This is a genomic window from Crinalium epipsammum PCC 9333, assembly GCF_000317495.1.
GTDB lineage: Bacteria > Cyanobacteriota > Cyanobacteriia > Cyanobacteriales > PCC-9333 > Crinalium > Crinalium epipsammum.
Map to the genome: position 1 here is coordinate 1,986,459 of NC_019753.1, position 15,091 is coordinate 2,001,549.

The following is a 15,091-nucleotide window of genomic DNA, read 5'->3' on the forward strand; positions in this document are numbered from 1 at the left end:
GTAGAGATATGGCGATTGCTATCAGCTACTCTATCTATTACTTACTTTCCTTTCTAGATGTACGAAATCAACTTAGCTATAAAGGACTAAATTAAATATTTATCAAACTCCCATACAATGCCCACTCTCCTATAGTAAAACCATCATAGCCCCCCGCAGTCCCTCCAAACTGATGCAGCCGAAAGTATCGGTAATAAGTATCAGTTGTTATAGAATAAGATGCCCAATCGCCTTTGGTGTTTAAGGTTGCATCATTGGTGTGTGTTCTCAGTACATCCCAATTAACATTGTTGTTAGACCCTTCTATCTTCCAATTTCTAGGTTGTTGGTTCGCCCAGCCTAGTTGAATAGAGTAATAATTAAGCTTCAACTTTACGGTTTTTAGATCAGCATTTATAAATGTAGGAAACCCTTGGTTGTAGCCTATTAAAATATCCTGAGAAGTAGATCTGTCTACCAAGTTGGCGACAGAAGTATTTTGTAAGTAAAAAGCCTTTGCTGTAGACAGTGTAACTTTTCCTGAGTCATGGGGATTATCCCAAGGGGTGCTTTTCCCGTTTGTAGCTAAGTGATAAAAAACATCATTCTGATCACCGTTAAAGCTATAGGCAAGATTTATTTCAGAATTATTATTACTACTGCTATTTGCTAACAAAGATGCAACGTCTATCTCTAGTGCCGCAATCCTGGCGTTAGCGGTTGCTAATTGCTCTGTTGTAGCGTATCCATTAGATTCAGCAGCAATTTGGTTTACTGAATTGTCTATTACCTCAACGCTGTCATTGATCGTTGCTAATTGTTCTGCTGTAGCATACCCACTAAATTGATTGTTTATTTGTCCTATTAACCCGTTTAATGCCGTAACACTATCGCTAATTTCTGCAAACTGTTGTGCTGTAGCATACCCATTAAGCTCTACAACGATCCGATCTATTAAACCATTTAACTTAGCTATTAGGTGGCTTCCATTCCCCTCTAGTTGTGCGGTAGGCTCTCTGGGAATATCGTTTATCCCTGCGTAAATCGAAATTTTTAAATTATTAAAATCTAGTGATGACATTTTTATTCTCCTTATTGTTTATTTCCGTCAATTTGGCTTTCAATCTTAGAATCAATGTTTAGTTGCCCTACACTTTGAGGGCGGTTAGTTCCAGGGGTAGACATCCAAATACCAATAATGTTACCTGCAAAAGCTAGATATAATCCTTTATCGTTAGGGTCTAACTTATCCTTTAACAATTGGGATCCGCAAAAACTTAAAACTGAAAATGTAATAATAATCTGAACGCTTAAAATAATTTTGCTATACATTATCCTAAGCTTTCAATGTCATAATTTATGGGATCTCTACGTGGTGAAAATCCATGCTTTGTTTCTAAAGTTTTCTCAATATCAGCTAGACGATAATGAAAAGCTCTTAATAAAAGTTGCATTTCCCCTTTTCCATTGATGTGCCTCTGTTCCGCTAATTCATTAGTCAGAGTTAGTTTATCGCTCATTTCTTTATGGATTTTATCTTGTGTTTCCATGTGTGCTTCTATTTCAAAAATTGACGAGTTTAAGTTGTTATGTACTTTTACAATTTCGCCAAAATTAACAGAAATAGATTTTTCTAAATCCCTTCTAAGCTCTGCTATTGCTAATTCTGTGTTGTTTGTAGTTGTTAAAAATAGCATTTTCAGTTCAGCTACAGATGTTGCCGCTTGGGACTTAGTGTTTAAATCTCTTTGTAAATTCTCCTCGTTTTTAGCAAAAGATATATCAGTAATTTTTTTGACTTTCTCGTCTAACGCTTTTTCAAGTCCATTTAACTTTTCGCTTAAGTCTTGTTTAACCTTAAATTCTGCTTCTGTGTTTTTTTTAGAAACCGTCCAAATTGTACCCGCAATCCCCAAGGCGCAAGTTATGATAGTTCCAGCATTTACCCCAATAGCAAGATAGTCGCGCCGCCCTTCTTTCTGCTCTGGCGTTTTTTCGCTATTCTCAGCATTTATAATCACGGGTAGAAAAGGAATTAAAATCCCAATTAAGCTACCCACAAAAAAAGCAGCAGTTTTACTTTTATTAAATTTCACGGTGTAAAAGCTTCTATTGTTATCCCAATATCTGTAAGCCAATTTACGGTTTTAAACCTTAACGTTGAAGTGGCAACAGGTTCTAGATAAACTAGAGTAGGTGTAGACAATGATAAAGTTTTTCGCATTAAAAGAACAGGAACCAATAATCTATTCCATTCTTGCTCAACAGAACCTGCTTTAATCCAATTAGCCGCAACTGTTAAATTATTAAGCGTAACAATTAGCTTATCAGTAGGAAAGTTTAGCACTACTGATACAGCTTGATTAGGTTGGACAAAATGCAACTGATCATGTATTACTGACCAGTTGCCCTGATCAATTCGTGTCATTAGAAAACGCTTGATCTAGTGGGAACGTTACAAGACTGGATTACTCCACCGTTAACGCTTTTCCCTGGTAAGTCGCCAAGTGCAGCTTTTAATAAATCAGTCCGCACTAAAAGCTTGGCTACTCGTTTTTTACCGCTTTCTGTATAGTAAGCATTTACACGCACTAAAATTCCTTTTAGCAATAAATTACTAAGTTTAAACACTGGTTCATCTCTATCAGCTAAGGGAGCCTCATCGACACCCGTTTCAGATGCTAATCCCAAAAAAGTTTGTTTCCTAGCTAAAAAGTGATAAATCCTTCCGCCCCCTGCTGTTGTTCCGCCTACTGTAACTCGATGTTTTGTTAATGCTGCCATTTGATTTCCTTAAAATTAAATAAAGTGAACAAGCGACTTTTGCGTTTTAACCTAATCGTCTGCGTTGAGGAATGTAAGCAGTCCTGATAGTTCCACCGTTATAAGGCTTACCTACTAAATCACCTAACGCTGTCTGAAACTTACCAATATCACAAATAATATTTGCTGTTTTAGCTGCGACAACACCTGCAACACCGTATCGGATTCTGATACGTGCTACCTGACCATTGTTAATTAAATCAGAAATTTTACTGTGAGATTTAATGTTATCGGCGGGAAGTACTTCTGTAATGCCCACTTCTGTTGCAATACCATCATATCTATCCGGTAACAGGACGGAAAAATTAACCCCCCCAATATCTACTTTGTGTAACTTTTTAGCAACTGCCATATTTAAAGCCTTTAGCGGTATAACCCAACCATAACAAGGATTTTAGAGTGTTTACATCGCTAGGAACACATAGGTTTCCAGCGTGGACACAGCATTAATATTTTTTAAAATAAAGGCGGCTTAAGTCCTTTCTAAAGCACCCCAATAAGTACCAGATCTATCAACTAATACAATGGGCTGATCTAAGCCGTAAATATCTAGTGTTGCGTACTGAAATCTAACTATAGCGGTGGGTCGCCATCTCCGCTTTGAGACTAATCTGCCATAAACTGTTTCTTTTCCAGGATTGTTAATAGTATCTTTTTTGGGTATATGGGAAGTAAAAAAATCATCGTTGTAGGCATGGTCTTGAATAGACAAGACTTTTTTAATGACTTCTACAGCTTCAGTGTCACTTGGGACATACAACCGTATTTGATAACCATTTTCAATATCTTTATAAGTACAGATAATTTTACCTTTACTAAATTTATACCCGTCAGCAAGAGTAAATATATTTTTAATTTTAGTAGCAAGTCTTTTTGCCTCTATAGGTTCAATAGTTTTATGAGTTTCTTTTACTAATCTAAAGCTTATTTCGGCTGTTACTGGTTCTTTATCGTTAGGTACGCTTGCCCCATCTTGTTTAAAATATAATAATACCTGGGGTTTGTAAGGTACTGTACTTTCTTGATAGCTTGATATTGTTTGACCAAAAATAGCAGGTTTTAAATGCGACTTTTGTACTACATAGTAAAAATTATTCATCTTGAGTAGTGCCATGTTCTGGCTATCTACCGCAGCAATTAAACACGCTGCTTTAGTGGCGCTTCTACCGCTATTTATATCAGGATCATCTAGTGGAGATAAGTCTTTGAAATATTCGTGAACTTCTTTGTTATAAACTTTTCTTAGCCATGTTTTAAGAAAATTCCATTGTCTAGAAGGAGCCATCAATTAAACCTCTGCTTTAACTAAATCAACATTGCTTACATCTGCTGAAACGCTTGCAGCCCTAGCTGTTGCCTCTGCCTGTTCCTCTGCCGTTGTTCCATCTGTCACAGCTTTTTTAAGTGTATCCGCTTGTGTTTTGATTGTTGCCGATGTCTCCTGAAATTCAATTACATTAGAAGCTATTATATTTACACTTTCAGCAGCTTCTTCTATATTCTCTAAGTTTTCCATCTGTTGAAATATTTTATTTTTAAATCTGGGGTTAGTGTTTAAAAATGCCCAGGTATTATCGCTGACTACTCCTTCAGATTGCATTCCATTTCTCATTTTAGCGATCCATCCGCCAATAACTTCTAGTGCATCTAGAACATTATTGGTCATGCTTTGTATTGATGATGCTAGGTTAGCAACTGCTGAAATAATTCTATTTGCTCTTTTCCAAGAAGCTTTTAACCCATTGTAATTATCAGCACCTAAAACACTTTTAATGATTTCTTCTAACTTTTTACCGAAAAAGCTATCTAAATCATATGGCGTTCCGTCTGCATCTTTCAAGCCAAAAGCAGCTAATACGTTAGCTGTTACCTCAACTAAAGTTTGAGCCACTGAAGTACTAAGCATTGCCGCATTATGGAAAGTAGCAGCTAATATTAACAAATTCAAAACTCTATCAAGTTGTAAAAACTTCCAAGTCTTAGCAAACTTATCAATCATTAAAGTTTGCATACTATTAATTCTAGCCAGCACTAAATCAATTTTCCCATTTAATCCTTGAATAGCTGCTAAATCTAGAGCGTTCAACCCTGCATTTAATTGTCCTAATTGCTGCCCGTTCTGAATAACCTGATTATTTATAGCTTGTTGGCATGGCGATCCACTGCTGCAAGGAGAGCTAGGTGGAGGTGTGGGCGGCCTTGCTGGTGGCATACTTGTTCGAGGTAGTGGTGCTGGTGTTCCTGCTGGTCTAACGGCTGGAATAATACCAGGGAAGGGAGGGAACAACGAAGTCGTGGGTGGTGTGGTTGTACCCGTTCCCGTTCCCGTACCAGTTCCACTACCTGATCCAGTAGTTCCCCCAGTTGTTCCCGTTCCTGATCCTGGTGGTGTTCCTGTTGATCCAGGGATTGTAGTTGTTCCAGGCGTTCCAGGTGTGGGCGTTGCCGAAGGTGGTAAATACTGCGGTTGGGTTGATTGAGGTGGTGTAGTCGGTTGTGGCTGTAATTGTGGTGTAGGTGTTGGTGTTGCTGGCGGTGGTTGATGTGCTGGCGGTTGTGGTGTTGTACTTGGTATTGTACTTGGCGTTGGTGCTACCGCTTGAGGTGTAGCCGTTGGTGGTAAGTATTGCGGTTGGGTTGTAGGTTGTAGTGAATTACTTGGTGTGTTACCTGCCGATGGCGTAGCGGTAGGTGGTAAGTGTTGCGGTTGGGTTGTAGGTTGAGGAGTACTACCAGGCGCATTACCGCTTGCTGGTGTTCCTGATGGTGGTAAGTATTGCGGTTGTGTCGGTGCATTATTTGGTAAGTTACTTGGTGGCTTACTAGCAGTTTGAGGCGTTCCCGATGGTGGCGTATAGCTTGGCTGATTAATCGGGGTAGGGTTTGCAATTGGTGTGCTACCACTTGCAGGTAATCCACTGGGCGGCTGAAAGCTTGGTTTATTGTTAAGTGCTGGTGTTGTCCCTGATCCAGTACCAGTACCAGTACCAGTACCACTGCTTGTCCCTGTACCTGGTAGGTTCCCTGGTGCTGGTTGATTTCGTGGTGTATTCCCTGCGCTTGGCTGTGGGGTTGCTGTTGGCGGATTTTGGTAAGGCTGATTTAATGGAGGGTTTAAGGGCGGAGTAATAGCAACTTGCGGGACGGCTGGTGCTGGTGTTCCGTTTGGTTTTCCAGGTGTAACGGTTGGTGTTGTACTTGGTAAATTACTAGGCGTGTTACCTACTGGTGAAGCGTTGCCAATACCTCCCGAATTGCCCACACTAACAGGATTGTTGCCTGTCGTATTTCCTGTGCTTGGTTGATTGGTTGGGCTTGTTGGTGTTGTACTTGTTGAAGATGATGGGGGATTTGATCCGGTAGCTGTTGGCGTTCCTGTAGGGTTTGAAGTTGTGTTTTGTCCAGTATGTCTCCCCGTCGGGATTATTTGATTTTGTGGTTGCTGTGCTGGTGTAGTTGGTGATGTAGTCGGAGGATAAGAACCATTAGGACTATTTGAGGGGACGTGACTGTTCCTTAAAAATTACTCAAAAACGCTTAAACTTACTCATTTAATATGCTAAAATGGCTATATGAGTAAGTTAACTATATCAGAAGCAGCTAAACTTAAAGGAGTTGCCGTTTCCACGTTAAGGAGGTGGGAAGCGGAGGGCAAGCTAATCCCTGAACGTACAGCCAATGGGCATCGTAGGTACGATCTAGCTCAATTATTGGGGATAACAGCAGATAGTTCAATTACAGTCGGTTATGCCAGAGTATCAAGTCACGAACAAAAACCTGATCTAGAAAGGCAGAAACAAGTATTAGAGTTGTTCTGCGCGACTCATGGTTGGCAGTATCAAATTATTGATGATCTAGGTTCTGGCTTAAATTACAGCAAGCGAGGACTGCAAAGATTAATCAGAATGATTACTGACAATCAGGTTGAGAGATTGGTCTTAACCCATAAAGATAGATTATTGAGATTTGGTTCTGAATTGATTTTTAGTTTGTGTGAGCATTTTGGTACAGAAGTAGTAATTATTAATCGTACAGAAGATGCCAGTTTTGAAGAAGATTTAGCAAAAGATGTATTAGAAATAATTACAGTGTTTTCGGCTCGATTGTATGGAAGTCGTAGTCATAAAAATAAAAAGATTGTTGAGGATTTGAGGGAAGTTGCTGAAAAGCTTTAAGACCAAACTAGACCTTAATAACAAGCAACGCACATTGGCAGCTAAACACGCAGGGGTAAGTCGTCATGCGTGGAATTGGGGTTTAGATATTTGTCTTAAGGCTTTAGACAATCAAGAAAAATTACCGACAGCGATTGATTTACATAAACGGTTAGTAGCCGAGGTCAAATCTGTTCATACTTGGTATTATGAGGTTTCAAAATGTCCACCTCAAGAAGCATTAAGGAACTTATACAAAGCTTTTCAGCACTGGTTTAAAGTCCCTGGACGAGGCAAACCTAAGTTTAAGAAAAAGAATGTTAAAGACAGCTTCTACCTAGAAGGTAGTATAAAAATTAGTGGCAATAGAATTAAATTCCCCATTTTCGGATGGGTAAAATGCTATGAAATATTGCCTACTGTACAACCTAAAAACGTGACTGTGACTAAAAGGGCGGGTGATTGGTATGTTAGTTTTAAATACGAGTTAGAGCAAAAAGTAACACCAAAACGCCGAGATAAGATAGGCGTTGATATTGGGATAAATGCTTTAGCTACTTGTTCTGATGGTTCAGTTTTTCCTAACCTTAAAGCTTACCGCAAAGCTAAAAGGAAACTGGCTCACCTGCAACGCTCAGTTTGTCGTAAAGAAAAAGGCTCTAACAATCGTAACAAGGCTAATTTAAAAGTTGCCAAGCTTCATCGTAGGATTGCCAATATCAGACAAGACGCAATTCATAAACTAACAACATGGTTAGCCAAGAATCACGGCGAGATTAAAATTGAGGATCTGAATGTTTCAGGTATGCTCAAAAACCATAGGTTGGCTAGTGCCATTGCTGATTGCGGATTTTACGAGTTTAGGCGACAACTTGAATATAAGTCGGGGTGGTATGGTTCAACAATTATTAAAGTTGATCGGTTTTACCCTAGTTCTCAAGTGTGTAGTTGTTGCAACAATCGTCAAAAGATGCCACTAAAAACACGAGTTTTTAACTGTGGTAATTGTGGCACGACATTAGATCGTGATTACAATGCCAGTATCAATTTAGAACGCTGGCATGAAAGTATTGATTATCCCAAAACCGTCAGTTCGACGGGGATTGCCTGTGGAGGATCACATCAACTTAATGGCACTGCTGTTAAGGATTCAGTGAAACAGGAACTAGACATCAAATTTATTCCCAAACAGTTATCACTGTTCGATGAGTAGATTTGAGTAGGTTCTAGAGAACGGAGAAGAACCCAGAGCAGGACGACTACTGGTGCTGGGAGAAAGCTATTGAAGACCTGGAAAGAGACAGACGGTAGCAGACTGAAAATCCTCGTGTCGGCAGTTCAATTCTGCCTCCAGGCATCAAAATAATATCTTAAACCCCTGATTCCGTAATGGTTTCAGGGGTTTTTAGTTTAGGTACTGCGCTGTGGTTACTGGGGTAATTCACACCCAAAGTCCACGAAAAATCGACGAATTGACGTGCAGTTGACGATCATGCGGGTATCTTTGGATATGAATTGGATATTTTTGACTATGAATTGAGTATTCATTTAGAAAGTCAGTACTCTAGGTGTAGAGATGATTCCAGCATAATACTGGTAAATCTTCTTAGGACGATTGCTTATCCAGTTTGGCGCTTGTTGTAACTGAGATGCCAATAAACAGCGCTCGCTAAGGACAGTTGATAAAGTGCGATCGCAACTATCTACTTAAACGCGATCGCACACCCTAACTAAAAGCATGTTAACCGTTATCTTCGTCGGGGGCAAAGCTTAAACGTATAAACACTTTGCCCGATTTCCATCCACCTCCTGATGCTCTAAGAACACGGCATGGAGCGCCGTCTGTAAGCCAAGCTGATGTTCTAGTCTGACCTTCTATGAAATTAATAATTTCAGAAACTTGCACTGTTGGATCGCCGATTGGACTATACTCTGGCTCCATCGAAAGCACATCCTCATCCGTTAAGTGAATTTCAGTCATCAAATAAGCTCCAACTAACTGACAGTATTATTGCGCCTTAGCAATGGCTGGGGAGTTAAGAGATGCGATCGCTCACTTAGGATGCAATGCTCATAGCCAAGCGTATTCGTTACCCTTTCCCTTATGTAACTGTTTTGTTAATGTGGCTGAATGAGCTTGAACTAAAAATTGAAACTTTTTGTAAAAAAGGCTTTGTAAGTTGTTAATGATTAATTAATAGGCATAACTTTTAATAAAATATGGTGACAGTCGTTGTAGTTCTCAATACCCTCATTGCCTTAATTTCTTTGTATGTAGCTTTACAAATACGCAAATTACGACGGCGACTAGCGAAAATAGCAGATACCTTAACCAAAGCCGAACGCAATACCCATAAAGTACTCAGCAAGAGTCCAAAAACAATTTCTAAAGGTCAAAGAAGTTTCCACAAGCTTAACGAACGCTATCAAAGGTTTGAGCCACAACTTAAAAAAGTGCAACAAGTCTTGGCTATATTGGGTCTACTACAGAGATTATCGCAAACAAGGTTGAGCGATCGCAAATCTAAAATTCGCACAAAAATGCCTTAATTCGTCCTGCTGTAAGACCTAGAGTAACTGTGATCAGCAATCTTAGGGGTGGTTTTGTGGCTGGTGTCTAATAAAATTGGAATTAAAGATAGAAACCAGAAGATGTCAAAAACAAGTCCTGGATCATTTATTAGCGGCGTGTTGCTGGGAACCGCCATTGGAGCGATAACTGGTTTATTAGTTGCTCCGCGTACAGGTAGAGAAACGCGGCAACTTTTGAAAAAATCTGCTGATGCCCTACCAGAGTTAGCAGAAGATGTATCTACGAGTGTGCAAATACAAGCAGATCGACTCTCAGAATCGGCGCTGCGAAAATGGGATCAAACTCTTAGCCGCTTACAGGAAGCGATCGCAGCAGGAGTTGATGCTACCAAGGTTGAGCGCCAAACACTTAAGCATACTAAACCTGAAGTCCCTGCTGAGTCTCGTCCATCGGTTTCTGATTATAAGCTGTAGGCTCGACACTGGTGATTGATCCTTTATTTTGGCTAGGACTGTCCATCTTGCTAGTTGCAGTTAGCTTAACTGCTGTTTTAGTAACAGCGTTGCCAGCTTTGCAAGAATTAGCTCGTGCTGCCCGCAGTGCGGAAAAGTTATTTGATACTCTTAGGCGAGAACTCCCGCCTACCTTAGAATCTATCCGTTTGACTGGTATGGAAATTACAGAGTTGACTGATGAGGTGAATGAGGGTGTCAAAAGTGCAACTCAAGTAGTAAAACAAGTTGATCAAAGTGTGAGTGGTGCTAAAAAGCAGGCTCAGAACTTGCAAACAACTACTCGCAGTGTAATTACTGGTGTCAAAGCAGCTTGGAAAGCTTTGAAACGTCCCAATACAGGGCGCAAGTCTGATCGCCTACCTCAGTCTCAAAAAAATACTTTCGATTTACGCCGGGGCGGAACAACACTACCAGATACACAGACTGCAAGAGCGAGCGATCGCGATGAAACTAAAACCAAACTTAACCGTAAAGCTTTTAGTTCAGATCCTAATGATGTCTCACCTTACTTGAGAAATCATGAAGATTTGCAACCACTAGACTCAGAAGATTATTTAGTAAACCCTACTACCAAAGACGAGGCAGACGAAGAAACAGCACCTTAACTATACTGTTGCGATCATGTCAGGACTTACGCATTTTCATGCTGTAAATCCTGGCAGGATAGCTTCTGCAATTGTTTCGTACCTCAAATGTGCCTACAAAGTTTAGGTATTCTTCCAGTGGGACGGGAGTAAATACTTTGCTACAACGGAATATTAGATTAAAGTAAAGAAGTGTAAATAAATTAATACTTTTTTATTTCTTGAGCTATACCAAGGCATCAATTCACCGTCCACGCAATAATTTTTGATAAAACGTCACAATGCAGCATCGTTTTACGCAACGAATTTTGGTATCATTACTCGCAATTTTTCTAGCATTCTCAGCTTGGGCGATCGCCCCCGTCGCCTATGCTTATGAAAATGCAGACTTACTGCCAGATACTCAGACACCCATAATTGACTTAGCCAAGTCGCTAACAGCTATTCAGGAAGAAGCACTTGCCAAAGATTTAGAAGACTTTGAAGCTGCCACAGGCTGGAAGCTAAGAGTTTTAACTCAATTTGATCGCACCCCAGGTCGAGCAGTCAAAAATTTTTGGGGTCTGGATGATAAAAGTATTTTGTTAGTCGCAGACTCACGCGGCGGCAATATTCTCAACTTTAATGTTGGCGATGCTGTATACGGACTAATGCCGCGTACTTTCTGGATTGAGTTGCAAACACGCTTCGGCAACTTATACTTTGTGCGAGAACATGGTGAAGACCAAGCAATCATCGAATCCTTAGAATCAATCAAAACCTGCCTGCGTCGCGGTGGTTGTAACGTTGTACCTGGTTTACCACGAGAACAGTGGATTCTTACTCTAGTTACTTCAATTCTCGGTGGAGTTATCTGTGGATTTGCTGGTCAGCCACGTAAACAAGGACAAGTCTTTGCATGGCAGTGGGCGCTGATTTTCTCACCACTTTGGGGAATTCTGTTTATTTCCTTTGGCATTGCGCCAGTTATTACGAGGACAACAGAATGGTTGCCTCTGTTTCGTAACTTCAGTGGTTTCTTCATCGGTGTATTAGTCGCTTACCTGTCGCCCATGCTAGCTCGATCTTCAAGTTCCGAAACTTAAGCTAAAACTGAGGAGTCAGAAAGTTTTTGTTTCTGACCAAAATTCATCTCCGCACAGAGTTGTAGAGACGCGAAATTATGCGCTACGCGCAGGCTCCGCCAACGCGTCTCTACATGGGTAGATCCTGTATTGTGTATGCTAACAGCTTATAAATTTATTCCTATGGAATGGCACGTCACTGATGCCCAAAGTTTATCAATTATTGACCGAGAAATTGGCAATCATAACTTTTCACCCGCAGAATACGAAATTTTACGTCGGGTAATTTATGCAACCGCCGATTTTGAATATAAATCTTTAATTCGTTTTTCTGAACGTGCCTTGCACGCGGGGGCAGCAGCAATGGCCGCCCGTAGCACAATTGTCGTAGATGTGCCAATGGTGCAAGTTGGAATTACACCGAATATTCAAAATACCTTTTCTAATCCGGTGTATTGCAGTATGGAAGCTTGGACTCGACCCCAAAAAGAAAAAACACAAGCAGCTTGGGGGATTGAAACTTTAGCTAAACGCTATCCAGAAGCAATTTATGTTGTGGGTCAGGCGCAAACGGCTTTAACTGCTATTGTCGAGTTAATTGAAGCGGATGAAATTCGACCTGCCTTAGTGATTGGAACGCCTTCAGGATTTGTAGAAGTGGATGTTGCTAAGGCAAGATTGAAAGATTCGATGATTGCTCACATTACTATTGATGGTCGTAAAGGGAGTGCGGTGGCAGCAGCAGCTATTGTTAATGGACTGGTTGACTTAGCTTGGGAAGCTTATGGTCAAAAAACTAATGTTATCGGTTGAACCTTCAACCGTCCCGCATTCTCCGTCCATGTACTCATGGGCGGAGTTAGGGACGGGCAGCCGATAACTACTACTCAGGTTCGTCCTGGTTCTGGATATAAGATTTTAATATTTCCAATGGCGCTCCACCTGCACTAATTACACAATATGCACCTGTCCAAAATACAGGTTTCCAATAAAATTTATTAATATGCTCTGCAAATTCCTTTCTAATTAAACGACTGGAAACTGTCTTTAAACTATTGACTAATTTTGATGGGGCTACATCTGGGGAAATATCTATTAAAAGATGGACATGATCTGATTCTCCACCAAATTCAATTAGCTTTGATTTTTGTCCCAGGCAAATTCTAGAAAATATTTCCTCCATCCTTGTAAGTATCTCTGATGTTATCACTTTGCGCCTGTATTTTGTCACAAACACTATATGTAAATTTATCTTATAGACGCAGTGCCTGTATGAATTTAAGTCGGTTGACACTTTTGTACACCAATGCTAGATCAATAACATGATAGCAACACGACGCACAACATTTCGCTTATATCCAAATCAAGCTCAAACGGCAAAATTGTTTGAGTGGCGACGGTTACATCATTGGTTATATAACCAAGCATTAAGTGACCGTCAACTTGCGTATAAACGGGATAGAAAAAGTGTTAGCTATTATGACCAACAACGCGCAGTTAAGGTAATTCGTCAAGTATTACCAGAGTTTAAAGAACTCGGTTCTCACGCACTTCAAGCAACTGTTAAACGGGTTGATTTTGCCTACAATCGTTTTTTTCAGGGATTAGGTGGTTATCCTCGTTTTAAGTCATTAAGACATTATTCAGGATGGACTTATCCATGTAATTCTGGGTGGAAAACACATACAACGGGTGTTAATGGATATCTCGATATTTCTAATTTGGGACATATCCAAATGAGGGGTAAGGCGAGAAATTGGGGAAATCCTACAACTTTAACTATTGTTTACCGCAATAAAAAATGGTATGCCTCAATTACAGTTGCTTGTGATGTACAAAGGGAAACTGGTTCTGGGTTAATCGGGTTAGATTTTGGTTGTAATGTTGCAGTAATGGGAGCGGTACATTTAGGTAATGATGAGTATGAAGAATTACCAATTGATAACCCCAGACACTTAAAACAAGTACAAACCAAAATTAAATTAGCCAACCATCAAAAACGCAGGAAACGTGCGCCTAACTACAACAAACGTATTAAAGCATCAAAAGGATGGAGAAAAGCGAATGGATGCGTTAGTAAGTTAGTACGCATTGCCGCTAGTCAGCGACAAGATTTCATTCATCAAGTAGCAGCACAAATTGTAAGCAGTAATAGCATGGTTGCTACTGAGAAGTTAAATTTTAAAAACATGACCAAGAAAGCTAAGAAAGGTAGTAAACGAAAAGCCCAAAAGACAGGGTTAAATCGTTCTATCTTAGATGTGGGAATGGGAATGTTGCGGTCAGCGATTGAGTACAAAGTTAACGAGGCAGGGGGAATTTTTGTAGAAGTTCCTACGCAGAAAGTTAAGCCGTCTCAACGCTGTCCCAAATGTGATCATGTTAAGCCTAAAACTTTGTCGGAACGGATTCATAAATGCGAAAACTGTAGCTATACCTGTGATAGAGATTTTGCTTCGGCACAGGTATGTGCAGAGTATTTACGAACGGCGTTAGGAACTAGCGTCGAAAAACGTCGATCTGATAGCTCTACTTCTACTCATTGCGGTGGGTTTAAGCAAGTGTCGGAAATGAAGCGTCAGAAACCTCGTCCATCGTCTTAGATGGGCGGGGTAGTTCATAACTCAATTTGACATCTTCGGTTAAGCTGACGCTGTAACGGAAGAATGTCAATATGATCTTCTACGTCTTGATTTAGTAGAACGTTTTCTAGGATATTCGGGGTCATCACCGTATTCTAGCTGGCGACTAACATCTGCAAAGGCATCTTTTCTTAAGTAAGGATAATCGCTTACCCAAAGGTCTTGATTGGGAATGTAGATGTCAGATACCTTAGTAATGCTGCTGAGATCGGGACGGTTTGACATGACGATCATTTCAGCCATTTGACCCGGTGCGATCGCTTTATGAGTACGTTTTAGTGGTACTTGTAATTGGGTACTAAATCCAGTTTCATCACCCACTTCTATATTTAAGCGTCGCTCTCGGTTTTCAATAATCACTAACTGCCCGCGATTATTGACGGTTTGCTCTTCCCCAATTAATTCTTCTGTAATAAATAAATCTATGACTTCGCCGCGCCAGAAGCCACTATATGGTAATTTGCGGCAGGCAATATTTCGCAAACTTGCCCAATATACAGGAGCCCATAGCCAATACAAACCAGCAATTACTCCTAAAAAGAACGTCAACAGTCCTTCACCTAGTATAAATTTGCCCAGGATAAACACCACAATGCACACTGCGACTACAGAAATTAGTAACCGCCTCAAAAATACTGGAAATTTTCCCCAGTAGTAGGCATATTGGGGACCAGTAGCAAGGATAGGAATTAGTTGTTCAAATTTCTGGCGGGTTAAAGGTATTAGCATTGCTGTTGTATTGGCATTGTCAGGCTGAGGCTGATTTTACAAAGAAGTTAAGAGTCAGAAAAATTGCT

General features: G+C 40.3%; 20 protein-coding genes. 9 read left to right on the plus strand and 11 right to left on the minus strand.

Translation table 11 applies throughout. The features are described from left to right. Positions 1–91: 91 nt before the first annotated feature. The 8 genes from CRI9333_RS08435 to CRI9333_RS08470 form a co-directional block, all read right to left on the minus strand. Positions 92–1,060, minus strand: a complete 969-nt coding sequence (locus CRI9333_RS08435; RefSeq protein WP_015202743.1) for a hypothetical protein — start codon at positions 1,058–1,060, stop codon at positions 92–94. Positions 1,061–1,071: 11 nt separating this feature from the next. Further along, positions 1,072–1,239, minus strand: coding sequence for a hypothetical protein (locus CRI9333_RS08440; protein ID WP_157462296.1), 168 nt, complete (start codon positions 1,237–1,239; stop codon positions 1,072–1,074). Positions 1,240–1,310: 71 nt separating this feature from the next. Further along, the gene (locus CRI9333_RS08445) at positions 1,311–2,075 is read right to left on the minus strand and encodes a hypothetical protein (RefSeq protein ID WP_015202745.1); all 765 of its coding nucleotides are present in this window, start codon (positions 2,073–2,075) and stop codon (positions 1,311–1,313) included. Continuing rightward, a complete protein-coding gene (locus CRI9333_RS08450; protein ID WP_015202746.1) occupies positions 2,072–2,407 on the minus strand; it encodes a hypothetical protein in 336 nt (111 codons plus the stop codon). Before CRI9333_RS08450 ends, CRI9333_RS08445 begins: the two co-directional genes overlap by 4 nt. Beyond that, on the minus strand, positions 2,407–2,763 hold the full coding sequence (locus CRI9333_RS08455) for a hypothetical protein (RefSeq protein WP_015202747.1): 357 nt from the start codon (positions 2,761–2,763) through the stop codon (positions 2,407–2,409). Before CRI9333_RS08455 ends, CRI9333_RS08450 begins: the two co-directional genes overlap by 1 nt. Positions 2,764–2,809: 46 nt before the next feature. After that, the gene (locus CRI9333_RS08460) at positions 2,810–3,154 is read right to left on the minus strand and encodes a hypothetical protein (protein ID WP_015202748.1); all 345 of its coding nucleotides are present in this window, start codon (positions 3,152–3,154) and stop codon (positions 2,810–2,812) included. Between the two features lie 120 nt (positions 3,155–3,274). Continuing rightward, positions 3,275–4,087: a hypothetical protein gene (locus CRI9333_RS08465; protein ID WP_015202749.1), complete on the minus strand. Its 813-nt coding sequence runs from the start codon at positions 4,085–4,087 to the stop codon at positions 3,275–3,277. A 3-nt stretch (positions 4,088–4,090) separates the two neighbouring features. Then, on the minus strand, positions 4,091–6,064 hold the full coding sequence (locus CRI9333_RS08470) for a hypothetical protein (RefSeq protein ID WP_015202750.1): 1,974 nt from the start codon (positions 6,062–6,064) through the stop codon (positions 4,091–4,093). Between the two features lie 43 nt (positions 6,065–6,107). On the opposite strand from CRI9333_RS08470, the gene CRI9333_RS28080 reads away from it, so the two are divergent. The 3 genes from CRI9333_RS28080 (at position 6,108) to CRI9333_RS08480 (ending at position 8,169) form a co-directional block, all read left to right on the plus strand. After that, positions 6,108–6,233 carry a hypothetical protein gene (locus tag CRI9333_RS28080; RefSeq protein WP_269667519.1) on the plus strand — a complete coding sequence of 42 codons (126 nt, stop codon included), beginning with the start codon at positions 6,108–6,110 and terminating at the stop codon, positions 6,231–6,233. Positions 6,234–6,374: 141 nt separating this feature from the next. Continuing rightward, on the plus strand, positions 6,375–6,977 hold the full coding sequence (locus CRI9333_RS08475) for an IS607 family transposase (RefSeq protein WP_015201200.1): 603 nt from the start codon (positions 6,375–6,377) through the stop codon (positions 6,975–6,977). Beyond that, entirely contained in the window at positions 6,961–8,169 is a 1,209-nt protein-coding gene (locus tag CRI9333_RS08480; RefSeq protein ID WP_015201199.1) for an RNA-guided endonuclease InsQ/TnpB family protein, read from the plus strand. The genes CRI9333_RS08475 and CRI9333_RS08480 overlap by 17 nt, the downstream gene beginning before the upstream one ends. Before the next feature lie 528 nt (positions 8,170–8,697). Here the strand turns inward: CRI9333_RS08480 and CRI9333_RS08485 are convergent. Further along, positions 8,698–8,937: a KGK domain-containing protein gene (locus CRI9333_RS08485; RefSeq protein WP_015202751.1), complete on the minus strand. Its 240-nt coding sequence runs from the start codon at positions 8,935–8,937 to the stop codon at positions 8,698–8,700. Between the two features lie 239 nt (positions 8,938–9,176). Between CRI9333_RS08485 and CRI9333_RS08490 the strand changes: the two genes are divergently transcribed. From CRI9333_RS08490 to CRI9333_RS08510, 5 genes are all read left to right on the plus strand, one after another. Then, entirely contained in the window at positions 9,177–9,506 is a 330-nt protein-coding gene (locus CRI9333_RS08490) for a hypothetical protein (protein ID WP_015202752.1), read from the plus strand. A 102-nt stretch (positions 9,507–9,608) separates the two neighbouring features. After that, positions 9,609–9,962, plus strand: a complete 354-nt coding sequence (locus tag CRI9333_RS08495) for a YtxH domain-containing protein (RefSeq protein WP_015202753.1) — start codon at positions 9,609–9,611, stop codon at positions 9,960–9,962. Between the two features lie 11 nt (positions 9,963–9,973). After that, entirely contained in the window at positions 9,974–10,609 is a 636-nt protein-coding gene (locus CRI9333_RS27695) for a DUF948 domain-containing protein (RefSeq protein ID WP_015202754.1), read from the plus strand. A gap of 260 nt (positions 10,610–10,869) precedes the next feature. Next, positions 10,870–11,673 (plus strand): TPM domain-containing protein, encoded by an 804-nt coding sequence (locus CRI9333_RS08505; protein WP_015202755.1) that lies wholly within the window; start codon positions 10,870–10,872, stop codon positions 11,671–11,673. A 162-nt stretch (positions 11,674–11,835) separates the two neighbouring features. Then, on the plus strand, positions 11,836–12,465 hold the full coding sequence (locus tag CRI9333_RS08510; RefSeq protein ID WP_041225996.1) for a precorrin-8X methylmutase: 630 nt from the start codon (positions 11,836–11,838) through the stop codon (positions 12,463–12,465). Between the two features lie 70 nt (positions 12,466–12,535). On the opposite strand, the gene tnpA is transcribed toward CRI9333_RS08510, so the two are convergent. Next, a complete protein-coding gene (gene tnpA / locus CRI9333_RS08515; protein ID WP_015202757.1) occupies positions 12,536–12,946 on the minus strand; it encodes an IS200/IS605 family transposase in 411 nt (136 codons plus the stop codon). 28 nt (positions 12,947–12,974) lie between these two features. Here tnpA and CRI9333_RS08520 point away from each other — a divergent pair, with 28 nt between their 5' ends. Further along, entirely contained in the window at positions 12,975–14,255 is a 1,281-nt protein-coding gene (locus CRI9333_RS08520; protein ID WP_015202758.1) for an RNA-guided endonuclease InsQ/TnpB family protein, read from the plus strand. A 66-nt stretch (positions 14,256–14,321) separates the two neighbouring features. Here CRI9333_RS08520 and CRI9333_RS08525 read toward each other — a convergent pair whose 3' ends face one another. Continuing rightward, on the minus strand, positions 14,322–15,023 hold the full coding sequence (locus CRI9333_RS08525) for a hypothetical protein (protein ID WP_015202759.1): 702 nt from the start codon (positions 15,021–15,023) through the stop codon (positions 14,322–14,324). Positions 15,024–15,091: the final 68 nt, after the last annotated feature.

Coding starts and splice junctions, on each gene's coding strand:
- CRI9333_RS08465 (WP_015202749.1), bottom strand. CDS start 4,087: ATGGCTCCTTCTAGACAATGGAATTTTCTTAAAACATGGCTAAGAAAA.
- CRI9333_RS08475 (WP_015201200.1), top strand. CDS start 6,375: ATGAGTAAGTTAACTATATCAGAAGCAGCTAAACTTAAAGGAGTTGCC.
- CRI9333_RS08485 (WP_015202751.1), bottom strand. CDS start 8,937: ATGACTGAAATTCACTTAACGGATGAGGATGTGCTTTCGATGGAGCCA.
- CRI9333_RS08495 (WP_015202753.1), top strand. CDS start 9,609: ATGTCAAAAACAAGTCCTGGATCATTTATTAGCGGCGTGTTGCTGGGA.
- CRI9333_RS08460 (WP_015202748.1), bottom strand. CDS start 3,154: ATGGCAGTTGCTAAAAAGTTACACAAAGTAGATATTGGGGGGGTTAAT.
- CRI9333_RS08525 (WP_015202759.1), bottom strand. CDS start 15,023: ATGCTAATACCTTTAACCCGCCAGAAATTTGAACAACTAATTCCTATC.
- CRI9333_RS08520 (WP_015202758.1), top strand. CDS start 12,975: ATGATAGCAACACGACGCACAACATTTCGCTTATATCCAAATCAAGCT.
- CRI9333_RS08455 (WP_015202747.1), bottom strand. CDS start 2,763: ATGGCAGCATTAACAAAACATCGAGTTACAGTAGGCGGAACAACAGCA.
- CRI9333_RS08450 (WP_015202746.1), bottom strand. CDS start 2,407: ATGACACGAATTGATCAGGGCAACTGGTCAGTAATACATGATCAGTTG.
- CRI9333_RS08510 (WP_041225996.1), top strand. CDS start 11,836: ATGGAATGGCACGTCACTGATGCCCAAAGTTTATCAATTATTGACCGA.
- CRI9333_RS08435 (WP_015202743.1), bottom strand. CDS start 1,060: ATGTCATCACTAGATTTTAATAATTTAAAAATTTCGATTTACGCAGGG.
- CRI9333_RS08490 (WP_015202752.1), top strand. CDS start 9,177: ATGGTGACAGTCGTTGTAGTTCTCAATACCCTCATTGCCTTAATTTCT.
- CRI9333_RS08505 (WP_015202755.1), top strand. CDS start 10,870: ATGCAGCATCGTTTTACGCAACGAATTTTGGTATCATTACTCGCAATT.